This window comes from Pantoea sp. EKM103V, from assembly GCF_011800365.1.
Lineage (GTDB): Bacteria > Pseudomonadota > Gammaproteobacteria > Enterobacterales > Enterobacteriaceae > Pantoea > Pantoea anthophila.
In genome coordinates this window covers 164,795-189,803 of sequence record NZ_JAALFQ010000007.1, presented here as the reverse complement: position 1 = coordinate 189,803, position 25,009 = coordinate 164,795, and the positions used below count along the sequence as shown (strand labels likewise).

Annotated in this window: 19 protein-coding genes; 17 read left to right on the top strand and 2 right to left on the bottom strand. The window is 55.9% G+C overall.

What is annotated here, in order from left to right; all coding sequences use genetic code 11:
* The first annotated feature begins 89 nt into the window (after window positions 1-89).
* From tal to HFD97_RS15335, 3 genes are all read left to right on the top strand, one after another.
* Entirely contained in the window at window positions 90-1,043 is a 954-nt protein-coding gene (tal, locus tag HFD97_RS15345; RefSeq protein WP_009092233.1) for a transaldolase, read from the top strand.
* A gap of 125 nt (window positions 1,044-1,168) precedes the next feature.
* The gene (gene mog, locus HFD97_RS15340) at window positions 1,169-1,756 is read left to right on the top strand and encodes a molybdopterin adenylyltransferase (RefSeq protein WP_009092232.1); all 588 of its coding nucleotides are present in this window, start codon (window positions 1,169-1,171) and stop codon (window positions 1,754-1,756) included.
* 104 nt (window positions 1,757-1,860) lie between these two features.
* Entirely contained in the window at window positions 1,861-3,168 is a 1,308-nt protein-coding gene (locus tag HFD97_RS15335; protein WP_167432206.1) for an MFS transporter, read from the top strand.
* Between the two features lie 32 nt (window positions 3,169-3,200).
* Here the strand turns inward: HFD97_RS15335 and satP are convergent, their stop codons facing one another.
* A complete protein-coding gene (gene satP / locus HFD97_RS15330) occupies window positions 3,201-3,776 on the bottom strand; it encodes an acetate uptake transporter (protein ID WP_154928462.1) in 576 nt (191 codons plus the stop codon).
* Window positions 3,777-4,072: 296 nt separating this feature from the next.
* Between satP and dnaK the strand changes: the two genes are divergently transcribed.
* The 3 genes from dnaK (at window position 4,073) to nhaA (ending at window position 8,616) form a co-directional block, all read left to right on the top strand.
* On the top strand, window positions 4,073-5,983 hold the full coding sequence (dnaK, locus tag HFD97_RS15325) for a molecular chaperone DnaK (protein WP_009092227.1): 1,911 nt from the start codon (window positions 4,073-4,075) through the stop codon (window positions 5,981-5,983).
* Between the two features lie 104 nt (window positions 5,984-6,087).
* Window positions 6,088-7,233 (top strand): molecular chaperone DnaJ, encoded by a 1,146-nt coding sequence (gene dnaJ, locus HFD97_RS15320; protein ID WP_009092225.1) that lies wholly within the window; start codon window positions 6,088-6,090, stop codon window positions 7,231-7,233.
* Window positions 7,234-7,437: 204 nt separating this feature from the next.
* A complete protein-coding gene (gene nhaA / locus HFD97_RS15315) occupies window positions 7,438-8,616 on the top strand; it encodes a Na+/H+ antiporter NhaA (protein ID WP_033736405.1) in 1,179 nt (392 codons plus the stop codon).
* Window positions 8,617-8,748: 132 nt separating this feature from the next.
* Here nhaA and rpsT read toward each other — a convergent pair whose 3' ends face one another.
* Entirely contained in the window at window positions 8,749-9,012 is a 264-nt protein-coding gene (gene rpsT, locus HFD97_RS15310) for a 30S ribosomal protein S20 (RefSeq protein WP_006117633.1), read from the bottom strand.
* Window positions 9,013-9,318: 306 nt separating this feature from the next.
* Here rpsT and ribF point away from each other — a divergent pair, with 306 nt between their 5' ends.
* From ribF to HFD97_RS15255, 11 genes are all read left to right on the top strand, one after another.
* A complete protein-coding gene (ribF, locus tag HFD97_RS15305) occupies window positions 9,319-10,248 on the top strand; it encodes a bifunctional riboflavin kinase/FAD synthetase (RefSeq protein WP_167432205.1) in 930 nt (309 codons plus the stop codon).
* A gap of 29 nt (window positions 10,249-10,277) precedes the next feature.
* Entirely contained in the window at window positions 10,278-13,097 is a 2,820-nt protein-coding gene (gene ileS / locus HFD97_RS15300; protein ID WP_167432204.1) for an isoleucine--tRNA ligase, read from the top strand.
* Entirely contained in the window at window positions 13,097-13,603 is a 507-nt protein-coding gene (gene lspA / locus HFD97_RS15295) for a signal peptidase II (protein WP_009092212.1), read from the top strand. The genes ileS and lspA overlap by 1 nt, the downstream gene beginning before the upstream one ends.
* Window positions 13,604-13,606: 3 nt before the next feature.
* A complete protein-coding gene (fkpB, locus tag HFD97_RS15290) occupies window positions 13,607-14,077 on the top strand; it encodes an FKBP-type peptidyl-prolyl cis-trans isomerase (protein ID WP_009092210.1) in 471 nt (156 codons plus the stop codon).
* Window positions 14,058-15,011 (top strand): 4-hydroxy-3-methylbut-2-enyl diphosphate reductase, encoded by a 954-nt coding sequence (gene ispH, locus HFD97_RS15285; protein WP_010253724.1) that lies wholly within the window; start codon window positions 14,058-14,060, stop codon window positions 15,009-15,011. The genes fkpB and ispH overlap by 20 nt, the downstream gene beginning before the upstream one ends.
* A 222-nt stretch (window positions 15,012-15,233) precedes the next feature.
* Window positions 15,234-16,040 carry a 4-hydroxy-tetrahydrodipicolinate reductase gene (gene dapB / locus HFD97_RS15280; protein ID WP_009092207.1) on the top strand — a complete coding sequence of 269 codons (807 nt, stop codon included), beginning with the start codon at window positions 15,234-15,236 and terminating at the stop codon, window positions 16,038-16,040.
* A 476-nt stretch (window positions 16,041-16,516) separates the two neighbouring features.
* Entirely contained in the window at window positions 16,517-17,665 is a 1,149-nt protein-coding gene (carA, locus tag HFD97_RS15275) for a glutamine-hydrolyzing carbamoyl-phosphate synthase small subunit (protein ID WP_058957748.1), read from the top strand.
* Window positions 17,666-17,679: 14 nt separating this feature from the next.
* Complete coding sequence (gene carB, locus HFD97_RS15270; protein WP_009092204.1) at window positions 17,680-20,907, top strand: carbamoyl-phosphate synthase large subunit; 3,228 nt, start codon at window positions 17,680-17,682, stop codon at window positions 20,905-20,907.
* A 257-nt stretch (window positions 20,908-21,164) separates the two neighbouring features.
* Complete coding sequence (locus HFD97_RS15265; protein WP_370528422.1) at window positions 21,165-22,298, top strand: porin; 1,134 nt, start codon at window positions 21,165-21,167, stop codon at window positions 22,296-22,298.
* Window positions 22,299-22,532: 234 nt separating this feature from the next.
* Window positions 22,533-23,015 (top strand): type 3 dihydrofolate reductase, encoded by a 483-nt coding sequence (gene folA / locus HFD97_RS15260; RefSeq protein ID WP_167432203.1) that lies wholly within the window; start codon window positions 22,533-22,535, stop codon window positions 23,013-23,015.
* 90 nt (window positions 23,016-23,105) lie between these two features.
* Window positions 23,106-24,989, top strand: coding sequence for a PhoX family phosphatase (locus HFD97_RS15255; RefSeq protein ID WP_167432202.1), 1,884 nt, complete (start codon window positions 23,106-23,108; stop codon window positions 24,987-24,989).
* The last annotated feature ends 20 nt before the right edge of the window (window positions 24,990-25,009 follow it).

Here is a 25,009-nt window from a genome sequence, read left to right as displayed (position 1 = left end):
CGGCATTCCCTGACCTTGCGCCACCGTTGGCGCGTGATATTATCGCAACAGCCTTTTTTCACACTGACAGTTAACTAAGAGAAAAGAACATGACGGACAAACTTACCTCCCTGCGTCAGCTCACCACCGTCGTTGCCGACACCGGTGATATCGCAGCCATGAAGCTGTATCAGCCGCAGGATGCCACGACTAACCCTTCTCTGATTCTTAACGCCGCGCAAATCCCTGAATACCGTAAACTGATCGATGAAGCGATCGGCTGGGCGCGTGAGCAGAGCAGCGATAAAGATGAGCAGCTGCAGCTGGTTTCTGACAAGCTGGCCGTAAACATTGGTCTGGAAATTCTCAAACTGATCCCGGGCCGTATTTCGACCGAAGTGGATGCGCGTCTCTCTTACGACACCGAAGGCAGCATCAATAAAGCCCGCAGTCTGATCAAACTCTACAACGATGCCGGTATCAGCAATGACCGCATCCTGATCAAACTGGCCTCAACCTGGCAGGGTATCCGCGCCGCGGAGCAGCTGGAAAAAGAGGGCATCAACTGTAACCTGACGCTGCTGTTCTCCTTCGCTCAGGCGCGTGCCTGTGCCGAAGCGGGCGTTTTCCTGATCTCTCCGTTTGTGGGTCGTATTCTGGACTGGTACAAAGCCAACACCGACAAAAAAGAGTACGCAGCACACGAAGATCCCGGCGTGGTTTCTGTTTCTGAAATCTACAACTACTACAAGCAGCACGGCTATGAAACCGTCGTGATGGGCGCCAGCTTCCGTAACACCGGCGAAATCATCGAGCTGGCTGGCTGTGACCGTCTGACCATTTCGCCTGCGCTGCTGAAAGAGCTGGCCGAGAGCGAAGGAACCCTGGAGCGTAAACTGAGCTACAGCGGTGAAGTGAAAGCACGTCCGGCCCGCATGACCGAGTCTGAGTTCCTGTGGCAGCACAACCAGGATCCGATGGCGGTGGCGAAGCTGGCAGAAGGCATCCGCAACTTTGCCGTTGATCAGGGCAAACTTGAGAAGATGCTGGCAGAACTGCTGTAATCCTCCGATCGTGACGGCGCAGGCCGTCACGGTTTTCCCTTTTCCGACCCTTTCACTTTGTATTATCCTTTCGGCTATTCCCCTTTTACTCCACCGCACCGCGGTCATTCACAGCGAAGCTAACCATGAATACATTACGCATTGGCCTGATCTCGGTTTCCGATCGCGCCGCGAACGGCATCTATCAGGATCAGGGGATTCCCGCGCTGGAGAGCTGGCTCAGCACGGCCATCAGCAGCCCGTTCGAAATGGAGTCCCGACTGGTGCCGGACGAGCAGCCGATGATTGAGCAGGCGATTTGCGAGCTGGTCGATGAACGCTTTTGCCATCTGGTGCTGACCACTGGCGGCACCGGCCCGGCCCGGCGCGACGTCACTCCCGACGCCACCTTAGCCGTCGCCGATCGGGAGATGCCCGGATTCGGTGAGCAGATGCGCCAGATCAGCCTGCAGTTTGTGCCGACCGCGATTCTGTCGCGTCAGGTTGGCGTGATCCGTAAGCAGTCACTGATTCTCAATCTGCCTGGTCAGCCAAAGTCGATCAGGGAGACGCTGGAGGGGCTGAAAGATGAGCAGGGCAACGTCAAAGTCCACGGCATTTTTGCCTCTGTACCTTATTGTTTACAGCTACTGGAAGGACCGTATGTCGAAACCCATCGCGACGTGGTAGCAGCATTTCGGCCTAAAAGCGCGATACGTGAGATAAACAACTAAATATTGTCCATTTCAGGCATAAGCTAAAGCCCGACTGGTGTGGCAAAAGATTGACGGTATAGTAATAAGATCTTTACAACCCGATCTTTTGCCTCTGGACTATTATGAACCTGACCTCTACGCAGCGTCTGACCGGTAAGGATTACAGAACCCTGGCGCTGGCCGCACTGGGCGGCGCGCTGGAATTTTACGACTTCATCATTTTTGTCTTCTTCGCCACCGTGATTGGCGAACTCTTTTTCCCCGCCGATATTCCCGAGTGGCTGCGCCAGCTGCAGACCTTTGCCATTTTTGCCGCCGGCTATCTGGCACGTCCGCTGGGCGGCATCGTGATGGCCCACTTTGGCGATAAAGTGGGGCGTAAGAAGATGTTCAGCCTGAGCATTATGCTGATGGCGCTGCCGACATTGATGATGGGCGCGCTTCCCACCTGGCAGACCATCGGCGTGGCCGCACCGTTACTGATGCTGCTGATGCGGATGCTGCAGGGGGCGGCGATTGGTGGCGAAGTGCCGGGAGCCTGGGTGTTTGTCGCTGAGCATGTGCCCTATAAACGCATCGGTATCGCCTGCGGCACATTGACGGCCGGGCTGACCATCGGGATTTTACTGGGGTCGCTGGTGGCGACGCTGATCAATACCTCACTCTCACCCCAGGCGATTCATGATGGCGGCTGGCGCATCCCGTTCTTCCTCGGCGGCCTGTTTGGGCTGGGCGCGATGGTGCTGCGCCGCTGGCTGCATGAGACGCCGGTGTTTGTGGAGATGCAGCAGCGTAAAGCGCTCTCCAGTAAGCTGCCGCTGAAAACAGTGCTGGCTGAACATAAAAAATCGGTCGTCATTTCCATGCTGCTGACCTGGCTGCTCTCCGCCTGCATCGTGGTGGTGATCCTGATGTCCCCGGTCTGGCTGCAAAAACAGCTGGCCATTGCGCCTGCGTTGACGCTGCAGGCCAACAGCCTGGCCACCGTCATGCTCTGCTTCGGCTGTATTATTGCCGGCCTGGCGGCCGATCGCTTCGGTGCCAGCCGCACGCTGTGTGTCGGCAGCCTGCTGCTGGCGATCTGCTGCTGGCAGTTTTATCATCTGACTGCACTCTATCCGCAGCAGCTCTTCCTGCTGTATGGACTGGCCGGCCTCAGCGTTGGCGCCGTGGGCGCCGTGCCGTTCGTGATGGTGCGTGCCTTTCCGGCGGAAGTCCGTTTTACCGGTATCTCCTTCTCCTACAATCTCGCCTATGCGATTTTCGGCGGCCTGACACCGATTTTTGTGTCGCTGCTGATGAATGTGTCGGTGATGGCCCCATGCTGGTATGTGATGGCACTGGCGCTGGTGGGACTGGTGACGGGGATCTGGCTGCGGCGTGATATCAGCCACGAGCCAGAACTGCATCAGGGGGTTAATTCGCTGTAGTGAAATGACGCGGAGCCTGACTCCGCGTTTTATTATGATTGATGCGGCTTCTCGCCAATCGGCAGAACGGTACGGCCAAAGGTTTCGTTCAGCACTTCCCCCATGGCCAGATAGCAGGCGCTGGCGCCGCAGAGAAGGCCAACCCAGCCTGCCGTAGTGACCAGCGCAGGCAGATGCATCAGATGCGCCACGGCCAGCAGCAGAAACAGCAGCGTGAGCGTGGCGAAAACAAACTGCAGCATCCGCGCACTTTTCAGCGTGCCGACAAACATAAACAGCGTGAAGATGCCCCACAGAAGCAGCCAGGCCCCCAGAAAACGTTCGTCGGGGGCGTTCGCGAGGCCCATTTCCGGCAGCAGCAGAATCGCCACAAAGCTTAACCAGAACATCCCGTAAGAGGTAAAGGCCGTCAGCCCAAAGGTGTTATTCTTTTTAAACTCCAGCAGGCCTGCCAGCACCTGCGCAATCCCACCATAAAAAATCCCCATGGCCAGGATCGCGACGTCCATCGTGAACAGGCCCGCGTTGTGCAGGTTAAGTAAAACCGTTGTCATGCCAAATCCCATTAATCCCAGCGGGGCAGGGTTGGCCAGTGTTGAATTTGCCATAGTTCCTCGGCGGTCAGTAAACGTTGATGATAAAAAGCGCTCCGCTTCACTCCATCGAGCGGAGCGGCGCATCATATTCAGCGTTCTGCCTGGGTTCTTTGATCCCGACCGGGCCAGAGGTGAAAATTTTTTTTGGTTTAACCCTTGATGCGCATCGAAGCGGCCCCATTTACTTCTCATCGAGCGTTGTGAACGTTGGAAAAAAAGCATGTGCTGGCAGGTTGAATGCAAACAACCCGCCCACATAAAAGGTTCACAACCCAAATTGGCAACGAATTTAAGTGGGAGATGTTTAGATGGGTAAGATTATTGGTATTGACCTGGGTACAACCAACTCTTGTGTTGCGATCATGGATGGCACCAAAGCACGCGTGCTGGAAAATGCCGAGGGCGATCGCACCACGCCTTCAATTATTGCGTACACACAGGATGGCGAAATTCTGGTCGGTCAACCGGCTAAACGTCAGGCAGTGACCAACCCGCAGAATACCCTGTTCGCAATTAAGCGTCTGATCGGTCGTCGCTTCCAGGACGAAGAAGTTCAGCGTGATATTAAAATCATGCCGTACAAAATCGCCAGCGCTGACAACGGCGACGCCTGGCTGGAAGTGAAAGGCCAGAAAATGGCACCGCCGCAGATTTCAGCTGAAGTGCTGAAGAAAATGAAAAAGACCGCCGAAGATTACCTCGGTGAGCCAGTGACCGAAGCGGTGATCACCGTTCCGGCATACTTTAACGATGCACAGCGCCAGGCGACCAAAGATGCAGGCCGCATCGCGGGTCTGGAAGTTAAGCGTATCATTAACGAACCAACCGCTGCTGCACTGGCCTACGGCCTGGACAAAGGTCAGGGTAACCGCACCATCGCCGTGTATGACCTGGGTGGCGGTACCTTCGATATCTCCATCATCGAGATCGATGAAGTTGATGGCGAAAAAACCTTTGAAGTTCTGGCAACCAACGGTGATACCCACCTGGGTGGTGAAGACTTCGACAGCCGTCTGATTAACTATCTGGTAGCTGAATTTAAGAAAGATCAGGGCATCGATCTGCACAACGATCCTCTGGCGATGCAGCGTCTGAAAGAAGCCGCAGAGAAAGCGAAAATCGAGCTCTCTTCTGCTCAGCAGACCGACGTTAACCTGCCGTACATCACTGCAGATGCGACCGGTCCTAAGCACCTGAACATCAAAGTGACCCGCTCTAAGCTGGAGTCACTGGTTGAAGATCTGGTTGCACGCTCAATCGCGCCACTGAAAGTTGCGCTGCAGGATGCTGGCCTGTCGGTTTCTGACATCAACGACGTTATCCTGGTCGGTGGTCAGACCCGTATGCCACTGGTTCAGGCGAAAGTCACCGAGTTCTTTGGTAAAGAGCCACGTAAAGATGTGAACCCGGACGAAGCCGTTGCTGTCGGTGCTGCGGTTCAGGGTGGTGTACTGGGTGGCGACGTGAAAGACGTGCTGCTGCTGGACGTAACCCCGCTGTCACTGGGTATCGAAACCATGGGTGGCGTGATGACGTCGCTGATCAGCAAAAACACCACCATCCCGACCAAGCACAGCCAGGTCTTCTCGACTGCTGAAGATAACCAGTCAGCCGTGACCATTCACGTGCTGCAGGGTGAGCGTAAGCGCGCCAATGACAACAAGTCACTGGGCCAGTTCAACCTTGACGGTATCCAGGCTGCGCCTCGCGGTATGCCGCAGATCGAAGTCACCTTCGACATCGATGCGGATGGTATCCTGCACGTGTCGGCGAAAGATAAGAACAGCGGTAAAGAGCAGAAAATTACCATTAAAGCCTCTTCCGGTCTGAACGACGAAGAGATCGAAAAAATGGTGCGTGATGCGGAAGCGAACGCAGAAGCTGACCGTAAGTTCGAAGAGCTGGTACAGACGCGCAACCAGGGCGATCAGATTGCCCACAGCACGCGTAAGCAGCTGGAAGAAGCCGGCGACAAACTGTCAGCAGACGACAAAGCGCCAATCGAAGCCGCACTGGCCGCGCTGGAAACTGCGCTGAAAGGCGAAGACAAAGCGGAAATCGACGCCAAAATGCAGGCGCTGATGGAAGTGTCCGGCAAACTGATGGAAGCCGCACAGCAGTCTCAGGCAGGTGCAGCCGATGCCGGTGATGCGTCAGCGAAGAAAGATGACGACGTTGTCGATGCTGAATTCGAAGAAGTAAAAGACAACAAGAAATAATTGCCCCTGACCGGGCGCGACGGCTGGCCTGACAGCCGTTGAAACCAGCACGGGCGTCGGAGATCTCTCCACGCCCGTGCGATCATGTTAAGGGCTAAATAAACATGGCGAAGAGTGATTACTACGAGATTTTAGGCGTCGCCAAATCCGCGGACGAGCGTGAAATCAAAAAGGCGTACAAACGCCTGGCAATGAAATTTCACCCGGATCGTAATCCCGGAGATAAAGAAGCCGAAGCCAAATTCAAAGAGGCTAAAGAAGCGTACGAAATCCTGACCGATGCGCAGAAGCGTGCGGCCTACGATCAATATGGCCATGCAGCCTTTGAACAGGGCGGCATGGGTGGCGGTGGATTCGGCGGCGGCGGCTTTGGCGGCGGCGGTGCAGACTTCAGCGATATCTTTGGCGACGTATTCGGTGACATCTTTGGTGGTGGACGCCGTCAGCGCGCATCCCGCGGCGCCGATTTACGCTACAACATGGAGCTGACGCTGGAAGAAGCGGTACGCGGCGTGACCAAAGAGATCCGCATTCCAACGCTGGAAGAGTGTGATGTCTGCCACGGCAGCGGCGCGAAACCGGGCACGCAGCCACAAACCTGTTCGACCTGTCACGGTGCAGGCCAGGTGCAGATGCGCCAGGGCTTCTTCACCGTTCAGCAGGCCTGTCCGACCTGTCACGGTCGCGGCTCGGTGATCAAAGATCCGTGCAACGCCTGTCACGGTCACGGTCGCGTTGAGAAGTCGAAAACGCTGTCAGTGAAAATTCCGGCCGGGGTCGACACCGGCGATCGTATCCGTCTGAGCGGAGAAGGCGAAGCGGGCGAGCAGGGCGCACCAGCGGGCGATCTCTACGTTCAGGTTTCGGTGAAGAAACACCCGATTTTCGAACGTGAAGAGAACAACCTCTACTGCGAAGTGCCGATTAACTTTGCGATGGCGGCGCTGGGCGGCGAGATTGAAGTGCCGACGCTGGATGGACGCGTGAAGCTGAAAGTGCCGTCAGAAACCCAGACCGGCAAGCTGTTCCGCATGCGCGGACGCGGCGTGAAATCTGTCCGTGGTGGTGCGGTTGGTGACCTGTTGTGTCGCGTCGTGGTGGAAACACCGGTCAGCCTGAACGAGAAACAGAAATCGCTGCTGCGTGAACTGGAAGAGAGTTTTGGCGGTCCGAGCGGCGAGCACAATAGCCCGCGCTCCAAGAGCTTTTTCGACGGTGTGAAAAAATTCTTTGACGACCTGACCCGATAAACCGGGAAAGATAAAACGGAGCCCTGGGCTCCGTTTTTTTTGGCCTCTGATCAGGGATGCTGCACACCGACTGCCCCGCAGCGTAGCCGGGCCTGCGGATGATCCGGTCAATGCGAGCGACAACGCCGGACACAAGCTGCTGTTAACGGGCGATATGAGTCGTTACACTTATTCACTTTCACTCGCCGATCAGGAAGATAAACGTTGAATAAGCCTCGGAAACTCAGAAACCTCCTCAGGAGCTTTATTGAAAGTGATGCCAGTAACGGCATGATATTAATCCTGGCAGCCGTGGCGGCCATGATCCTCGCCAATACCGCTGCGACGGCCGAAGGCTATCAGGCGTTACTGAATGAGCCTGTCCAGATCCGCTTTGGTGCGCTGGATATCAGCAAAAATCTGCTGTTATGGATAAACGATGCGCTGATGGCGCTGTTTTTCCTGCTGATTGGGCTGGAGGTGAAGCGCGAGCTGAGGGTCGGTGAACTCGCAAGCCGGGAGAAGGCAATCTTTCCGGTTATCGCAGCCCTGGGAGGCATGGCGCTGCCCGCCCTGATCTTTCTGGCTTTCAACCACGGTGATGAGATTGCCCGCAACGGCTGGGCGATTCCCACGGCAACGGATATCGCGTTTGCACTGGGGGTGCTGGCCCTGCTCGGCAGCCGGGTTCCTGCTGCGCTGAAAGTTTTTCTGATGGCGCTGGCGATTATCGATGACCTGGGGGCGATTGTGATTATCGCCCTGTTCTATACCAGCGGCCTGTCGATGCTCTCTCTGGGCGTGGCGGCAGCGGCGATTGTGGTGCTGGCCCTGCTGAATTACTTCAACGTCCGCAAAATCTCGATCTACATTCTGGTGGGCATTGTGCTCTGGACCGCCGTCCTTAAGTCGGGTGTTCATGCAACGCTGGCAGGCGTTATCGTGGGCTTCTTTGTGCCGCTGGAGAAGAGAGAGGGGCACTCGCCAGCAGAGCATCTGGCGCACGGCCTGATGCCGTGGGTGAACTGGCTGATTCTGCCGCTGTTTGCCTTTGCCAATGCCGGTATTTCCCTCGCCGGTATTACGCTGGGCGATATCCTGTCACCGGAACCGGCAGGCATCATCTTTGGCCTGTTAATCGGCAAACCCCTGGGCATTACGCTCTTCTGCTGGCTGGCCGTCAGATTGCGGCTGGCGGTATTGCCTGGCGGCACCACCATCCGCGATATCATGGCGATCGGCGTGCTGTGCGGTATCGGCTTCACGATGTCGATATTTATCAGTTCACTGGCCTTTGATGCCGCCCATGAGCAGCTGGTGACGTTCTCTAAGCTGGGGATTCTGACCGGTTCTCTGCTCTCCGCCGTGTTGGGATATAGCCTGTTACGGGTCAGGCTGCGTTAAGAGAGAGGAGGCGAAAGCCTCCTTTTTTCGCCCTGCATCACCCTCACGAGGAGTGGCGGTGCGGCAAATGACAGGCGAAAAAAAACCGGCGTAAGCGCCGGTTCTTTCAACAAAGCGATAAACAACAGGCGATTAAGCCAGTTTGTTGATCTGTGCAGTCAGGTTTGCTTTATAACGTGCAGCTTTGTTTTTGTGGATCAGACCTTTAGCAGCCTGACGGTCCACGATTGGTTGCATTTCATTGAATGCGTTCTGCGCAGCAGCTTTGTCGCCTGAAGCGATCGCCGCGTATACTTTCTTAACGAAGGTACGCATCATAGAGCGGCGGCTAGCGTTATGCTTACGGCGTTTCTCAGATGTTACGGCGCGTTTCTTAGCTGATTTGATATTAGCCAAGGTCCAACTCCCAAATGTGTTCTATAGAGACAAATCAAAGGCCGAGGACTATGCCCTTCCAACCTGATTTTGTCAATGGATTTGTGCAAATAAGCGTCGCTCTATGAGCAGCACTCGGTTACGTATTTGATGGCGCAAGATTCTACCAGCTTCGCCTTCCTGAATACAGTATTTCGCGACAAAATTCTCAACACGTGCTTCTGTAACAGGAAATGCAGCGCGTTAAGCATGAAAGGCGTGCTGACGGGTTAACCTGAACCGGTTTCAAGGGTATAATCCGCCGATTTCCACCGGTTTGGGTCAGCCATGAAGTTTATCCGCGGTATTCATAATCTTAACGAGCAGCATCGCGGCTGCGTTCTGACCATTGGTAATTTCGATGGCGTACACCGCGGGCATCAGGCACTGATGGCCCGGCTGTGTGAAGAGGGACGCAAACGTAATCTGCCGGTGGTGGTCATGGTCTTTGAACCACAGCCGCTGGAGCTGTTTGCTGGCGATAAAGCCCCGGCTCGCCTGACGCGCCTGCGTGAAAAACTGCGCTACCTGGCTGAAGCCGGCGTCGATAAAGTGCTCTGCGTGCGATTTGACCGTCGCTTTGCGGCGTTATCCGCCCAGCGTTTTATCAGCGACCTGCTGGTTGAAAAGCTCGACGTCAGATACCTTGCGGTGGGCGATGATTTCCGCTTTGGCGCCGGTCGCCAGGGGGATTTCCGGTTATTGCAGAAAGCCGGTGTGGAGTATGGCTTCGAGGTTATCAGCACCGAAACCTTCTGTGAGGGCGGAAAGCGCATCAGCAGCACCGCCGTGCGTCAGGCGCTGGCCGCCGATGATTTAGCGCTGGCGCAGACGTTGTTAGGCCATCCTTTCACGATTTCCGGCCGCGTCGTGCACGGTGATGCACTGGGACGCACGCTGGGCTTCCCAACCGCCAACCTGCCTTTACGCCGCAGCGTGTCGCCGGTGAAAGGGGTCTATGCGGTGGAAGTGGAAGGGCTGACGCCGGAGCCGCTGCCGGGCGTGGCGAACATCGGCACCCGTCCGACGGTAAAAGGTTTACGCCAGCAGCTTGAAGTTCACCTGCTCGACATCAATATCAATCTTTATGGTCGTCACATTGATGTGGTGCTGAAACAGAAAATACGAAACGAGCAGCGCTTTGCCTCACTGGAGGCGTTGAAAGAACAAATTGCGAATGATGTGGTAACGGCCCGGCAGTTCTTTGGGCTGCTTTAACCTGAGCGAAAAACGGAATCGAGAATCTGATGAGTGACTATAAATCTACCCTGAATTTGCCGGAAACGGGATTCCCGATGCGTGGCGATCTGGCCAAACGCGAACCGGGAATGTTGCAACGTTGGTATGCCGACAACCTGTATGGCGTTATCCGCGAAGCCAAAAAGGGGAAAAAAACCTTTATCCTGCATGATGGCCCTCCTTATGCGAACGGCAGCATTCATATCGGTCACTCAGTTAACAAGATTCTGAAAGACATTATCGTTAAGTCGAAAGGCATGGCGGGCTATGACGCGCCCTATGTGCCGGGCTGGGACTGTCACGGTCTGCCTATCGAGCATAAAGTTGAGCAGATGATCGGCAAGCCGGGCGAGAAAGTCACGGCGGCAGAATTCCGCGAAGCGTGCCGCAAATATGCGGCAGAACAGGTTGAAGGCCAGAAAGCGGACTTTATCCGTCTGGGCGTACTGGGCGACTGGGATCGTCCTTACCTGACCATGGACTTCAACACGGAAGCCAACATCATCCGTGCGCTGGGTAAAATCATCGGCAACGGTCACCTGCACAAAGGCGCGAAGCCGGTGCACTGGTGCCTGGATTGCCGTTCTGCCCTGGCCGAAGCGGAAGTGGAATATTACGACAAGACCTCACCGTCGATTGATGTGATGTTCAACGCCGTCGATGCCGACGCGGTGCGTCAGGCGTTCGGCGTCACCACGGTTAACAGCCCGATTTCACTGGTTATCTGGACCACCACCCCGTGGACGCTGCCCGCTAACCGCGCCATCTCTCTGCACCCGGAATTTGACTATCAGCTGATCCAGATCGAGGGCCGTGCCCTGATCCTGGCAAAAGAGCTGGTGGAAAGCGTGATGAAGCGTGCCGGTGTCAGCGAATGGCAGGTGCTGGGCGAATGCAAAGGTGCCGCGCTGGAGCTGCAGCTGTTCCAGCATCCGTTCCTTGAGCAGATTCAGTCGAAAGTGGTGCTGGGCGAACACGTCACGCTGGATGCCGGTACCGGTGCGGTCCATACGGCACCCGGCCACGGCCCGGATGACTATGTGATCGGCCAGAAATATGGCATCGAAACCGCTAACCCGGTCGGGCCAGATGGCGCGTATCTGCCAGGTACTTACCCGACGCTGGATGGGGTTAACGTCTTTAAAGCCAACGATATGATCGTTGAGCTGCTGAAAGAGAAGCAGGCGCTGCTGCACGTTGAAAAACTGCTGCACAGCTACCCGCACTGCTGGCGTCACAAAACGCCTATCATCTTCCGTGCCACGCCACAGTGGTTCATCAGCATGGATCAGAAAGGCCTGCGTGCGCAGTCGCTGAAAGAGATCAAAGGCGTGCAGTGGATCCCGGACTGGGGTCAGGCGCGTATTGAATCGATGGTGGCGAACCGTCCGGACTGGTGTATCTCTCGTCAGCGTACCTGGGGCGTGCCGATGGCGCTGTTCGTTCATAAAGAGAGCGAAGAGCTGCACCCGGATACCCTGGCACTGATGGAGAAAGTGGCACAGCGTGTTGAGCAGGATGGCATTCAGGCCTGGTGGGATCTCGATCCGCGTGAGCTGATGGGCGATGACGCCGATCATTACGTCAAGGTTCCGGATACCCTGGATGTCTGGTTCGACTCCGGGTCAACCAGCTATTCTGTCGTGGATGCCCGTCCGGAATTCGAAGGACAGGCGCCGGACCTCTATCTGGAAGGGTCCGATCAGCATCGCGGCTGGTTTATGTCCTCGCTGATGATCGGCACCGCGATGAAAGGTAAAGCGCCTTATCGTCAGGTACTGACACACGGTTTCACCGTGGATGGTCAGGGCCGCAAAATGTCGAAATCGATCGGCAACACCGTGTCGCCGCAGGATGTGATGAACAAGCTGGGTGCTGACATTCTGCGCCTGTGGGTGGCATCAACCGACTATTCGGGTGAAATGGCGGTCTCCGATGAAATCCTGAAGCGTTCCGCCGATGCCTATCGCCGTATCCGTAACACCGCCCGCTTCCTGCTGGCAAACCTTAACGGCTTCAATCCGGCCACCGACCTGGTGAAACCGGAAGAGATGGTCGTGGTGGATCGCTGGGCCGTGGGACGTGCGCAGGCGGCGCAGGCCGATATCGTCGCCTCTTATGAGAACTACGATTTCCATGAAGTGATCCAGCGCCTGATGCAGTTCTGTTCTGTGGAGATGGGCAGCTTCTATCTCGACATCATCAAAGATCGCCAGTACACCGCGAAGGGCGACAGCCTGGCGCGTCGTAGCTGTCAGACCGCGCTGTGGCACATCGTTGAAGCACTGGTACGCTGGATGGCGCCGATCATGTCCTTTACCGCGGATGAGATCTGGGGCTATCTGCTTGGCGAACGCGCGCAGTATGTCTTCACCGAAGAGTGGTATCAGGGTCTGTTTGGCCTGGCGGAAGATGAAGCCCTGAACGATGCCTACTGGGCTGAGCTGCTGAAAGTGCGTGGCGAAGTCAACAAGGTCATCGAGCAGGCGCGTGCCGACAAACGTATCGGTGGCGCACTGGAAGCCACCGTGACGCTCTATGCCGATGCGGAGCTGGCCGCTAAGCTGCAGGCGCTGGGCAACGAGCTGCGCTTTGTGCTGCTGACCTCGGGTGCCCAGGTAGCTGATTACGCGCTGGCAAACGATGAAGCGCAGCAGAGCGAACTGCTGAAAGGTCTGAAAATTGCGCTGCACAAGGCGGAAGGCGAGAAATGTCAGCGCTGCTGGCATTACACTACCGACGTCGGCCAGAATCCGGAGCACGCTGCGGTCTGTGGTCGTTGTTACACTAACGTAGCCGGTGACGGTGAACAGCGTGAATTTGCCTGATGCGTAAACCTATTCTCTCAACCGGATTGCGCTGGCTGTGGCTGGTGCTGGTGGTCATCGTTGTCGACTTCGCCAGTAAGCAGTGGGTGATGAACAACATGATGCTGCATGAAACGCAGCCGCTGATGCCTTATCTGAACCTGTTCTATGCGCATAACTATGGCGCGGCGTTCAGTTTCCTGGCGGACAAAGGCGGCTGGCAGCGCTGGTTCTTTGCCGGTATTGCGCTGGCGATCGTGGTTTCACTGGTGCTGATGATGTATCGCAATCAGGCCAGCCAGAAGATTTCAAACATCGCGTATGCCCTGATTATCGGCGGTGCGATAGGCAATTTATTTGATCGCTCCTGGCATGGCTTTGTGGTCGATTTTATCGATTTTTATGTCGGTAACTGGCACTTCGCTACATTTAATATCGCTGACTGCGGCATCTGTATTGGTGCCGCATTGGTGGTGCTGGAGGGCTTTTTCAGCCCGAACGGCAAACAGGCTAAACAGAAAGGGTAAGTGATGACTGAGTCCGTACAGCGCGACAGCGCGGTGTTGGTGCATTTTACGCTGAAGCTGGAAGATGGCTCGACGGCGGAATCGACCCGTGCAAACGGTAAGCCTGCGCTGTTCCGTCTCGGTGATGGCAGCCTCTCTGCGGCACTGGAGGAGGCACTGCTGGGGCTGAAAGCGGGTGAAACTAAACAGTTCACTCTGGCGCCGGAAGAGGCATTTGGTGGCGTCAGCCCTGACCTGATCCAGTATTTCTCGCGTCGTGACTTTATCGATGCCGGTGAACCGGAAGTGGGGGCCATCATGCTGTTCAGCGGCATGGGCGGCAGTGAAATGCCAGGCGTGATCCGTGAAGTCTCCGGTGACTCGATCACCGTGGATTTTAACCATCCGCTGGCAGGTCATCGTATTCAGTTTGATGTAGAGGTGCTGGAGATCGATCCGGCACTGGAGGCGAACGATGCAAATCCTGTTAGCTAATCCGCGCGGTTTCTGCGCCGGCGTTGATCGCGCCATCAGTATCGTTGAGCGCGCGCTGGAGATGTATGGCGCGCCCATCTACGTGCGTCACGAAGTGGTGCATAACCGTTACGTGGTCAACAGCCTGCGTGAGCGCGGGGCGATCTTCATTGAAGAGATTAGTGAAGTGCCGGATAACGCGATTCTGATCTTCTCCGCGCACGGTGTTTCGCAGGCGGTGCGTGCAGAAGCCAAAGCGCGCAATCTGACCATGCTGTTTGATGCAACCTGTCCGCTGGTGACAAAAGTGCATATGGAAGTGGCACGTGCCAGCCGTAAAGGCGTTGAGGCGATACTGATCGGTCATGCGGGTCATCCGGAAGTGGAAGGCACCATGGGGCAGTACAACAACCCCAATGGCGGGATGTATCTCGTCGAGTCACCGGAAGATGTTTTCCGGCTGACGGTAAAGGATGAAAACAACCTGAGCTTCATGACGCAGACCACGCTGTCAGTGGATGATACGTCAGACATCATCGATGCTCTGCGTCAGCGCTTCCCAGCGATTATCGGGCCGCGTAAAGATGATATCTGCTATGCCACGACCAACCGCCAGGAAGCGGTTCGCACCCTGGCGAAAGATGCCGAGGTGGTGCTGGTGGTGGGGTCGAAGAACTCCTCCAACTCGAACCGTCTGGCTGAACTGGCGCAGCGCGCCGGTAAGCTGGCGAAGCTGATCGACTCTGCTGATGATATTCAGGAAGAGTGGGTCAAAGGCGTGGCCTGTATCGGTGTCACCGCCGGTGCCTCAGCGCCCGATATTCTGGTGCAGCAGGTGATTCAGCGACTGCGTGAGCTGGGCGGCGAAGCCGCGATCGAGCTGATTGGCCGTGAAGAGAACATCGTCTTTGAAGTGCCAAAAGAGCTGCGCGTCGAGGTGCGCAACGTGCAGTAACCGCACGTTAATCCTGATAAAAAGGCCGACTCTGTTCGGCCTTTTTTGTTTTTATCGGCCGATGAAAAGCCCATCTTTTGCCATGGCGATTGCTTTTACTGATAATCGCAGGCGGCTGGCATAAAATTCTTATTATCCCTGATTAATAGTGGCGTGACTGTTAACTCGTCGTTAACCTGATGACGCTTTGGATGCATAGTTTTGTTTTAGGAATGAATAAATATGAAGAATATCCGCATTGCCGTTGTGGGCGCGCCGGGCCGTATGGGCCGTAATCTGATTGAGGCGACACAGCAGGCAGAAGGCGTGGAGCTGGGTGCTGCGCTCGCCCGTCCGGGTTCATCGCTGACCGGCAGCGACGCCGGAGAGTTAGCGGGCATCGGCAGAAACGGCATCCTGATTGCTGACGATTTACGTGCAGTGATTGATGACTTTGATGTGCTGATCGACTTTACCCGTCCGGAAGGCACGCTGGAGTATATGGCGATCTGCCGTGAGCACGGCAAAGCGATGGTGATCGGCACCACAGGGTTCGATGACGCAGGCAAAGCAGCCATTCGCGCCGCCTCAGAAGATATCGCCATTGTATTCGCCGCAAACTTCAGTGTGGGCGTTAACCTGGTGCTGAAGCTGCTGGAGAAAGCCGCCAGCGTGATGGGGGAGTATGCGGATATTGAGATTACTGAAGCGCACCATCGCCACAAAGTGGATGCGCCATCGGGCACCGCACTGGCGATGGGTGAAGCGATTGCCGATGCGATGCAGTGGAAACTGGATGAGCACGCGGTCTATACGCGCGAAGGACACACCGGCGAACGTCAGCCTCAGACTATCGGTTTTGCCACGGTGCGCGCCGGGGACATCGTCGGTGAGCATACGGCTATGTTTGCGGATATTGGCGAACGGGTTGAGATAACCCACAAGGCCTCAAGCCGTATGACCTTCGCAAAAGGTGCGGTTAAGTCGGCATTATGGTTGAAAGAGAAGAAAGCAGGCCTGTTTGATATGCGGGATGTGCTGGATCTGTGATGTTGTGCGTGTTGTGAACCATCGTGATGTGGTTATTTCAATCGTTAACCAATTGATTGGAAAAGGGCAATATTTTTATTGCCCTTAATTTTGTCTTAAATCCTCGCTATGATGTAAAAGCAGATCAAACTATCTGTTTTTATCACTTTCTGTGCGTTTTATCTCCGTTAAGATGCCATTTTTGACCATTTGGTCAAAAAAATCAGCCTGACAGCCTCGCGTTCTTATTTTTACTGCCTGGCAAACGATTATTCGGCCGGGTTTTCTCCTGTTTTTACCGCTTAAGCCCGTTTCTGGCCTCATAAGTCAGATAAAGATGAAAAAAATGGGCCTCAGGGTAGACAAGCCCCAGGGTGATCATTAGAATGCGCGCAATTTGCCAAAAATCGACAATTCAGGCGGTTTTTGCATTGATTCAGGCGGCTATTTTGAATTAATATGCAGATATTATGACTGTTTATTCCCTGGAGGATGTTTTGATTAAGTCAGCAATCCTGGTTCTGGAAGACGGAACCCAATTCCACGGTCGGGCCATCGGGGCAACGGGGTCGGCAGTGGGGGAAGTCGTTTTCAACACCTCAATGACCGGTTATCAAGAAATCCTCACTGATCCTTCCTATTCCCGCCAAATCGTTACTCTCACTTATCCCCATATCGGTAATGTCGGTGCCAACGCCGCTGATGAAGAATCAAGCCAGATTCATGCTCAGGGCCTGGTCATCCGCGATCTGCCGTTGATTGCCAGCAACTTCCGAAGCGAAGAGGGACTCTCCGCTTACCTGCAGCGCAACAACATTGTGGCCATTGCCGATATCGATACCCGCAAGCTGACGCGTCTGCTGCGTGAGAAAGGCGCTCAGAATGGCTGCATTATCGCCGGTGATAATCCGGATGCCGCGCTGGCGCTGCAGAAAGCCCAGGCGTTCCCCGGGCTGAAAGGGATGGATCTGGCGAAAGAGGTCTGCACGACGGAAACCTACAGCTGGCAGCAGGGCAGCTGGACGCTGGGCAGTGGCCTGCCGGAACAATCCTCAGCGGAATCTCTGCCTTATCATGTGGTGGCTTACGATTACGGTGCCAAGCGCAACATTCTGCGTATGCTGGTTGACCGCGGCTGCCGTCTGACCGTCGTACCGGCTCAGACACCGGCGGAAGAGGTGCTGAAGATGAATCCGGATGGCATTTTCCTCTCCAACGGCCCGGGTGACCCGGAGCCATGTGACTATGCCATCAGCGCGATTCAGGCCTTTCTGAAAACCGAGATTCCGGTGTTCGGTATCTGCCTGGGTCATCAGCTGCTGGCGCTGGCCAGCGGAGCCCGGACCGTGAAGATGAAGCTTGGCCATCATGGCGGCAACCATCCGGTGAAGGATCTCGACAATAATCGCGTGATGATCACCGCCCAGAACCACGGTTTTGCCGTCGATGAGAACGATCTGCCCGCGAACCTGCGTGTCACCCACATTTCGCTGTTTGATAAAACGGTGCAGGGCATTCACCGCACTGACAAGCCAGCCTTCAGCTTCCAGGGACACCCGGAAGCCAGCCCGGGACCGGGTGATGCTGCGCCGCTGTTTGACCACTTTATTGAATTGATTGACGCCTTCCGTCTGCAAGCGAAGTAATCAGGAGCTAATTCATGCCAAAACGTACAGACATAAAATCAATCCTGATTCTTGGTGCCGGTCCGATTGTGATCGGTCAGGCCTGTGAATTTGACTATTCCGGTGCGCAGGCGTGTAAAGCGCTGCGTGAAGAGGGTTACCGGGTCATCCTGGTGAACTCCAACCCGGCGACCATCATGACCGACCCTGAGATGGCCGATGCCACCTATATCGAGCCCATTCACTGGGAAGTGGTGCGCAAAATCATCGAAAAAGAGCGTCCGGATGCCGTACTGCCGACTATGGGCGGCCAGACTGCGCTGAACTGCGCACTGGAGCTGGAGCGTCAGGGCGTGCTGGAAGAGTTTGGCGTGACCATGATTGGTGCGACTGCAGACGCCATTGATAAAGCAGAAGATCGTCGTCGCTTTGACGTCGCGATGAAAAGCATCGGGCTGGACACAGCCCGTTCCGGTATCGCACACACCATGGAAGAAGCGCTGGCCGTGGCGGAAGATGTCGGCTTCCCCTGCATCATCCGTCCCTCCTTTACCATGGGCGGCACCGGTGGCGGCATCGCCTATAACCGCGAAGAGTTTGAAGAGATTTGTGAACGAGGCCTCGACCTTTCACCAACCAATGAGCTGCTGATTGATGAGTCGCTGATTGGCTGGAAAGAGTATGAGATGGAAGTGGTTCGCGATAAAAACGACAACTGCATCATCGTCTGCTCGATTGAAAACTTCGATGCGATGGGGATTCACACCGGTGACTCCATCACGGTCGCCCCCGCTCAGACGCTGACGGATAAAGAGTATCAGATCATGCGTAACGCCTCGCTGGCGGTCCTGCGTGAAATCGGTGTGGAAACCGGTGGCTCTAACGTCCAGTTCTCGGTGAACCCGAAAGATGGTCGCCTGATTGTTATCGAGATGAACCCGCGCGTCTCTCGCTCCTCTGCGCTGGCTTCAAAAGCGACCGGCTTCCCGATTGCGAAAGTTGCGGCCAAGCTGGCGGTCGGCTTTACTCTCGATGAGCTGATGAATGACATCACCGGTGGTTTAACGCCCGCCTCATTTGAGCCGTCGATTGACTATGTGGTCACCAAAATTCCACGCTTCAACTTCGAAAAATTTGCCGGTGCCAACGACCGCCTGACCACCCAGATGAAATCGGTCGGTGAGGTGATGGCGATTGGCCGCACATTCCAGGAGTCCGTACAGAAAGCGCTGCGCGGCCTGGAAGTGGGCGCGCACGGCTTCGACCCGAAAGTGCATCTGGACGACCCGGAAGCCCTGACCCGCATCCGCCGCGAGCTGAAAGATGCCGGTTCAGACCGTATCTGGTATATCGCTGACGCGTTCCGCGCCGGGATGTCGGTCGATGGCGTCTTCAATCTCACCAACATTGACCGCTGGTTCCTGGTGCAGATTGAAGAGCTGATCCGGCTGGAAGACCAGGTGGCTCGTGAAGGGGTAAACAGCCTGGATGCGACCTTCCTGCGTGCGCTGAAGCGTAAAGGCTTTGCCGACGCCCGGCTGGCGGCGCTGGCAGGCGTGGCTGAGAGCGAAATTCGCAAGCTGCGTCAGCAGTTTAACCTGCACCCGGTTTATAAGCGTGTGGATACCTGCGCCGCCGAGTTCGCCACCGATACCGCTTACATGTACTCCACCTATGAAGAGGAGTGCGAAGCCAATCCGGCGACGGATCGCGATAAGATCATGATTCTGGGCGGTGGGCCAAACCGTATCGGTCAGGGTATTGAGTTCGACTACTGCTGCGTTCACGCCGCGCTGGCGCTGCGTGAAGATGGTTACCAGACCATTATGGTCAACTGTAACCCGGAAACGGTGTCGACCGATTATGACACCTCCGACCGTCTCTACTTTGAGCCGGTGACGCTGGAAGATGTGCTGGAAATCGTCCGTATCGAGCAGCCTAAAGGCGTGATCGTGCAGTATGGCGGTCAGACCCCGCTGAAGCTGGCGCGTGCGCTGGAAGCGGCAGGTGTGCCGGTTATCGGCACCAGCCCGGACTCTATTGACCGTGCTGAAGACCGTGAACGTTTCCAGCAGGCTGTCGATCGTCTGAGCCTGAAACAGCCAGCCAATGCCACGGTTGCGACACTGGAGCAGGCCGTTGAGAAAGCCGCTGGCCTGGGCTATCCGCTGGTGGTGCGTCCCTCTTATGTACTGGGCGGCCGTGCCATGGAGATCGTCTACGACGAAACCGACCTCAAGCGCTACTTCCAGACAGCGGTCTCCGTCTCTAACGATGCGCCGGTGCTGCTGGATCGCTTCCTGGATGATGCGGTCGAAGTGGATGTGGATGCGATCTGCGACGGTGAGCGGGTGCTGATTGGCGGCATCATGGAACATATCGAGCAGGCTGGCGTTCACTCCGGTGACTCCGCCTGTTCACTGCCGGCCTACACCCTGAATCAGGAGATTCAGAATGTGATGCGTCAGCAGGTTGAGAAGCTGGCGTTCGAGCTGAACGTCCGCGGCCTGATGAACGTCCAGTTCGCGGTCAAAGACAACGAAGTCTACCTGATCGAAGTTAACCCGCGCGCCGCGCGTACCGTGCCGTTCGTCTCGAAAGCGACCGGTGTGCCGCTGGCGAAAGTGGCCGCACGCGTGATGGCAGGCAAAACGCTGGCAGAGCAGGGCGTTACCGAAGAGGTGATTCCGCCTTACTACTCCGTGAAAGAGGTCGTACTGCCATTCAACAAGTTCCAGGGCGTTGACCCGATTCTTGGACCGGAAATGCGTTCGACTGGTGAAGTCATGGGCGTGGGCCGCACCTTTGCTGAGGCCTTCTCTAAAGCGATGCTGGGCGCACAGAGCAACATGAAGAAGTCGGGCCGTGCGCTGCTGTCGGTGCGTGAAGGCGACAAGAAACGTATCGTCGACCTGGCGGCCAAGCTGCAGAAGTTTGGTTTCGAGCTGGATGCGACACACGGCACGGCGGTTGTGCTGGGCGAGGCGGGAATTAACCCACGTCTGGTGAACAAGGTGCATGAAGGTCGTCCGCATATTCAGGACCGTCTGAAGAATGGCGAATATAGTTATATCGTCAACACCACGGCAGGACGCCAGGCGATTGAAGATTCGAAGCTGATTCGCCGCAGTGCTCTGCAGTATAAAGTGCACTATGACACCACGCTGAATGGCGGTTTCGCCACCGCGATGGCGCTGAATGCTGACCCGACGGAGCAGGTCATCTCCGTTCAGGAGATGCACGCGCAGATTAAGGCGATGTAAGACAAAGTAGTGTGAAAAGCGGCTCCTGCAGGAGCCGTTTTTTTTGTTTCTCACCTGGCGATAATCTGAAAATCAGGCTCGCGTAAAGCAAAGGATTTGCCTTAAAGTCACTGATTTGACTTAGTTTTTTAGCTATAGGTGCGAATCGGCCCCGTTCGCACAAATTTATAAGATAAACACTTCCTGTCCGGATTTTTCGCCAGTAATATGCCTGCCGCTCATCACCGGAGCGTGCAAGGACACCTATAAAAATGAAAATGCGTACTTTTTCTCTGAGTGCAGTGGCTGCACTGATGGCTATTCTTCCTTTCGCCAGCCAGGCGGAAATCACCCTGTTAAAACAGGATCCACAGGCTGGCGATCCGCTTAGCCGCCTCAACTTTACCTTTGGCGGCAGCATCCGTGCTCAGGTCAATCACCAGACCGGCGTGGATGACAAATCGTACAAGCGTGACGGATTCGATGGCGGCACCCGTTTCCGTTTCGGCGCGGATTACTACCTGTTCGATGATGTCAGCTGGATCAGCTACTACGAGCTGGGCGTGAATATTCCGGCGGTATTCAGCTGGGATCGTCACTATGCAGACGGTGCGAATAACACCACGCGCCGCCAGCTCTACACCGGTCTGAAAAGCAAGACCTGGGGCCAGCTGACCTTTGGTCAGCAGAACAGCGTTTACTACGATACCGTAGGGGCCAAGACCGATATCTGGGACTACGACATGATCGGTCAGGCACCAGGCAACGGGATCAATGGCGACTACGATGGCTCTTACCGTTCGCGTAAGCAGCTGAAGTATAAAAACACCTTCGGCGATCTGGATCTCTACGCCTCTTATCTGTTCGACGATAATGAGTTCCTGCCAGGCAACGGCCTGCGCTACAAGCGCAAAGGCGGCGGTTCGCTGGGTGTGGATTATCACATTACCGACGATCTGAGCTGGGGCACGGCGTGGAACTACACCCGCGCGGCGATGCGTAACCCGAACAACGGCGACAGCGGCGATTACGATCAGAACATTTATGGTACCGCGCTGAGCTGGACCCCGGGCAACTGGACGCTGTCAGCGGGCGGCGGCTGGTATCAGAACTTCATGACCACCAAACGCAAAGATGTGCATGACTACTTTGCTGGCGATGCATGGGGCGTGGAATACTTTGCCGGTTATAAAATCCCGGTGGCGCAGTATGGCCTGAAAGCGGTGCAGCCGTATGTTATGGGCGATCGCATTGAGTATGCGACCGGCCGTGATTATCAGCGCATCGACAACGGTCTGGGTGTGACGCTCTTCCTCGACTACGGTTTCCGTGTCGATTACGAACATGTCTTTACCTCCAGCACCGATAACCTGGGTGATATGAATCTGGTGCGTCTGCGCTACGACTTCTGATAACCCCGACGGCTCCTGCGGGAGCCGTTTTCTTATTCGCCCGGTTTTGTGCCAGCTGGCGTCAGATTACTGGCGAGCTGCGGCTAACAGACGCGATTTCGCGGTGAAAAACGCTGCGCAGGCAGTGAAACGCGACATCATAAAAAGCTTTACGCAATTAGACCTTCCCCCCTATCGACGAAAGTTTCACCTTCTCGTATCATGGCGCCAATTTTTTTCCTGTGAGTAGTTAACATGATTAGTCTTATCGCGGCATTAGCAGCAGATCGCATTATTGGAATGGAGAACGCCATGCCGTGGGACCTGCCTGCAGATCTGGCGTGGTTCAAGCGTAACACCCTGAAAAAACCGGTAATTATGGGCCGGCTGACCTTTGAATCGATTGGTCGCCCGCTGCCTGGCCGACTGAATATCGTGGTCAGCAGCCAGCCCGGCACCGCCGAAGGCGTCACCTGGGTCACTTCGCTGGATGAGGCGCTTCAGGCTGCCGGTGAAGCCGAAGAGATCATGGTGATCGGTGGCGGACGCGTTTATGAGCAGATGCTGAAGTGTGCCGATCGCCTCTATCTGACCCACATCGATGCAGAAGTAGAAGGTGATACGCAGTTCCCGGATTACGAGCCGGATGAGTGGCAGTCAACGTTCAGCGAGTTCCACGACGCTGATGAGCATAACTCCCACAGCTACTGCTTTGAGATCCTGGATCGCCGTCGCTGATTCCTTGCCCGCCCGCCTGTAACCTGGCTGTCATCTTTATTCATTAGCATTGCTTCTTTTCCGGGACCGACACAAAGGAAGCAATCACTGATGAAGATCGAACTCTCCGCGTTAAGCACAGACCGCCTGCCCGATTCGCAGCGACGTAAGTTCCTTGCCGGTTCCGGCGCACTCGGGCTGACCGGCTTTCTCAGCGGCGGCCTGACTTTCTCATCCGGCGCACTGGCGCAGGAAAAACCCGCCGGCAGCCCGCTGTTGGGCTTTCAGGCGATTGCCGCTTCGACCGCGGATGAGATTGTCGTGGCGCCAGGCTATCGCGCTGAAGTGCTGATCTCCTGGGGCGATCCGCTGGTTAATGGCGCGGCTGAGTTCGATCCGCATGGCAACAACAGCGCGGAGGATCAGGAAAAGCAGTTCGGTGACAACAATGACGGGATGAGCTTCTTCGCCATTGATGAGCATCGTGGCGTGATGGCAATCAACAATGAGTATGTGAATGAGCCGACGCTGTTCGCCCATGGCGGCAGCAAAGCGACCAGCCTGGATGATGTGAAGAAATCACAGGCGGCGCACGGCGTTTCTGTCGTTGAGATTAAACGCGGCGAAGGCAATCGCTGGCAGGTTGTCCGTCCTTCAGATTACAACCGCCGCATTACCGCCAATACCCCGATGCGTTTTTCCGGTCCGGCCGCAGGCGACAAAGCGCTGCAGACCGCCGCCGATCCTCAGGGCCTGCAGGTTCTCGGCACCTTTGGTAACTGCGCCAACGGTAAAACGCCCTGGGGCACTTATCTGACCTGCGAAGAGAACTACGACACCTACTTTGGCACGCATGACGCGGATTTTACGCCGACCGCCCAGCAGAAGCGCTACACCCTGAACGCCGCCGAGCCGGAGCGAAACTGGTCCGATTTTGATCCCCGCTTCGATATCGCAAAAAATCCTAACGAATTTAACCGCCACGGCTGGATAGTCGAAATCGATCCCTTCGATCCCCAATCGGTGCCGGTCAAACGAACCGCGCTGGGGCGTTTCAAGCATGAGAATGCTGCGGTGACGGTTGCTAAAACCGGCCAGCTGGTGGTCTACATGGGCGACGATGAGCGTGGCGAGTACATTTATAAATATGTCTCGGACGACAAGGTTAACCCGGACGATGCGAAAGCGAATCACGGACTGCTCGATCGGGGCACGCTCTATGTGGCGCAGTTTAACGGCGATGAACAGGGCACACCCCTGAAAGGCAGCGGTCGCTGGCTGGCACTGAAATGGGGGGAAAATGGACTCACTGCTGAGAAAGGATTTCATAGCCAGGCCGATGTCCTGATCAATGCGCGTGCTGCTGCCGATGTGGTTAACGCCACGCGGATGGATCGGCCGGAATGGATCGCCGTTAACCCGCATGATGGCCGCGCCTACTGTACGCTGACCAATAACAACAAGCGCGGCAATGAGGGGATGCCGGTTAATGCCGCCAACCCGCGTCCTAAAAATATCTACGGCCAGATTATCCGCTGGGATGAGAAGGGCGATGCCACGGCCACGTCGTTTGCCTGGGACATCTACGCGTTATGCGGCAATCCGATTGCCCATCCCGAAGGCATCTATCGTGGCACACCGAACATCACTGCTGAAAACACCTTTAACAGTCCGGATGGCCTGGGGTTTGATGCGCAGGGACGGCTCTGGATCCTTACCGATGGCAAATACAGCAACAAAGAGGATTATCAGGGGCAGGGGAATAATCAGATGCTGGCAGGAGACCCGGACAGCGGCGAGATTCGCCGGTTTATGGTCGGCCCTAAATCCTGCGAGCTGACCGGCATTACCTTCACGCCTGACTACAGAACGCTGTTCGTGAACGTGCAGCACCCTGGCGAAGAGGGGGATTCACATTTTCCTGACAACAGTCCGCGCCCGCGCTCGTCGGTGATCATGATCACCCGGGAGGATGGCGGCATTATCGGCGCATAAAACAGCAGGCTGGCCGCCAG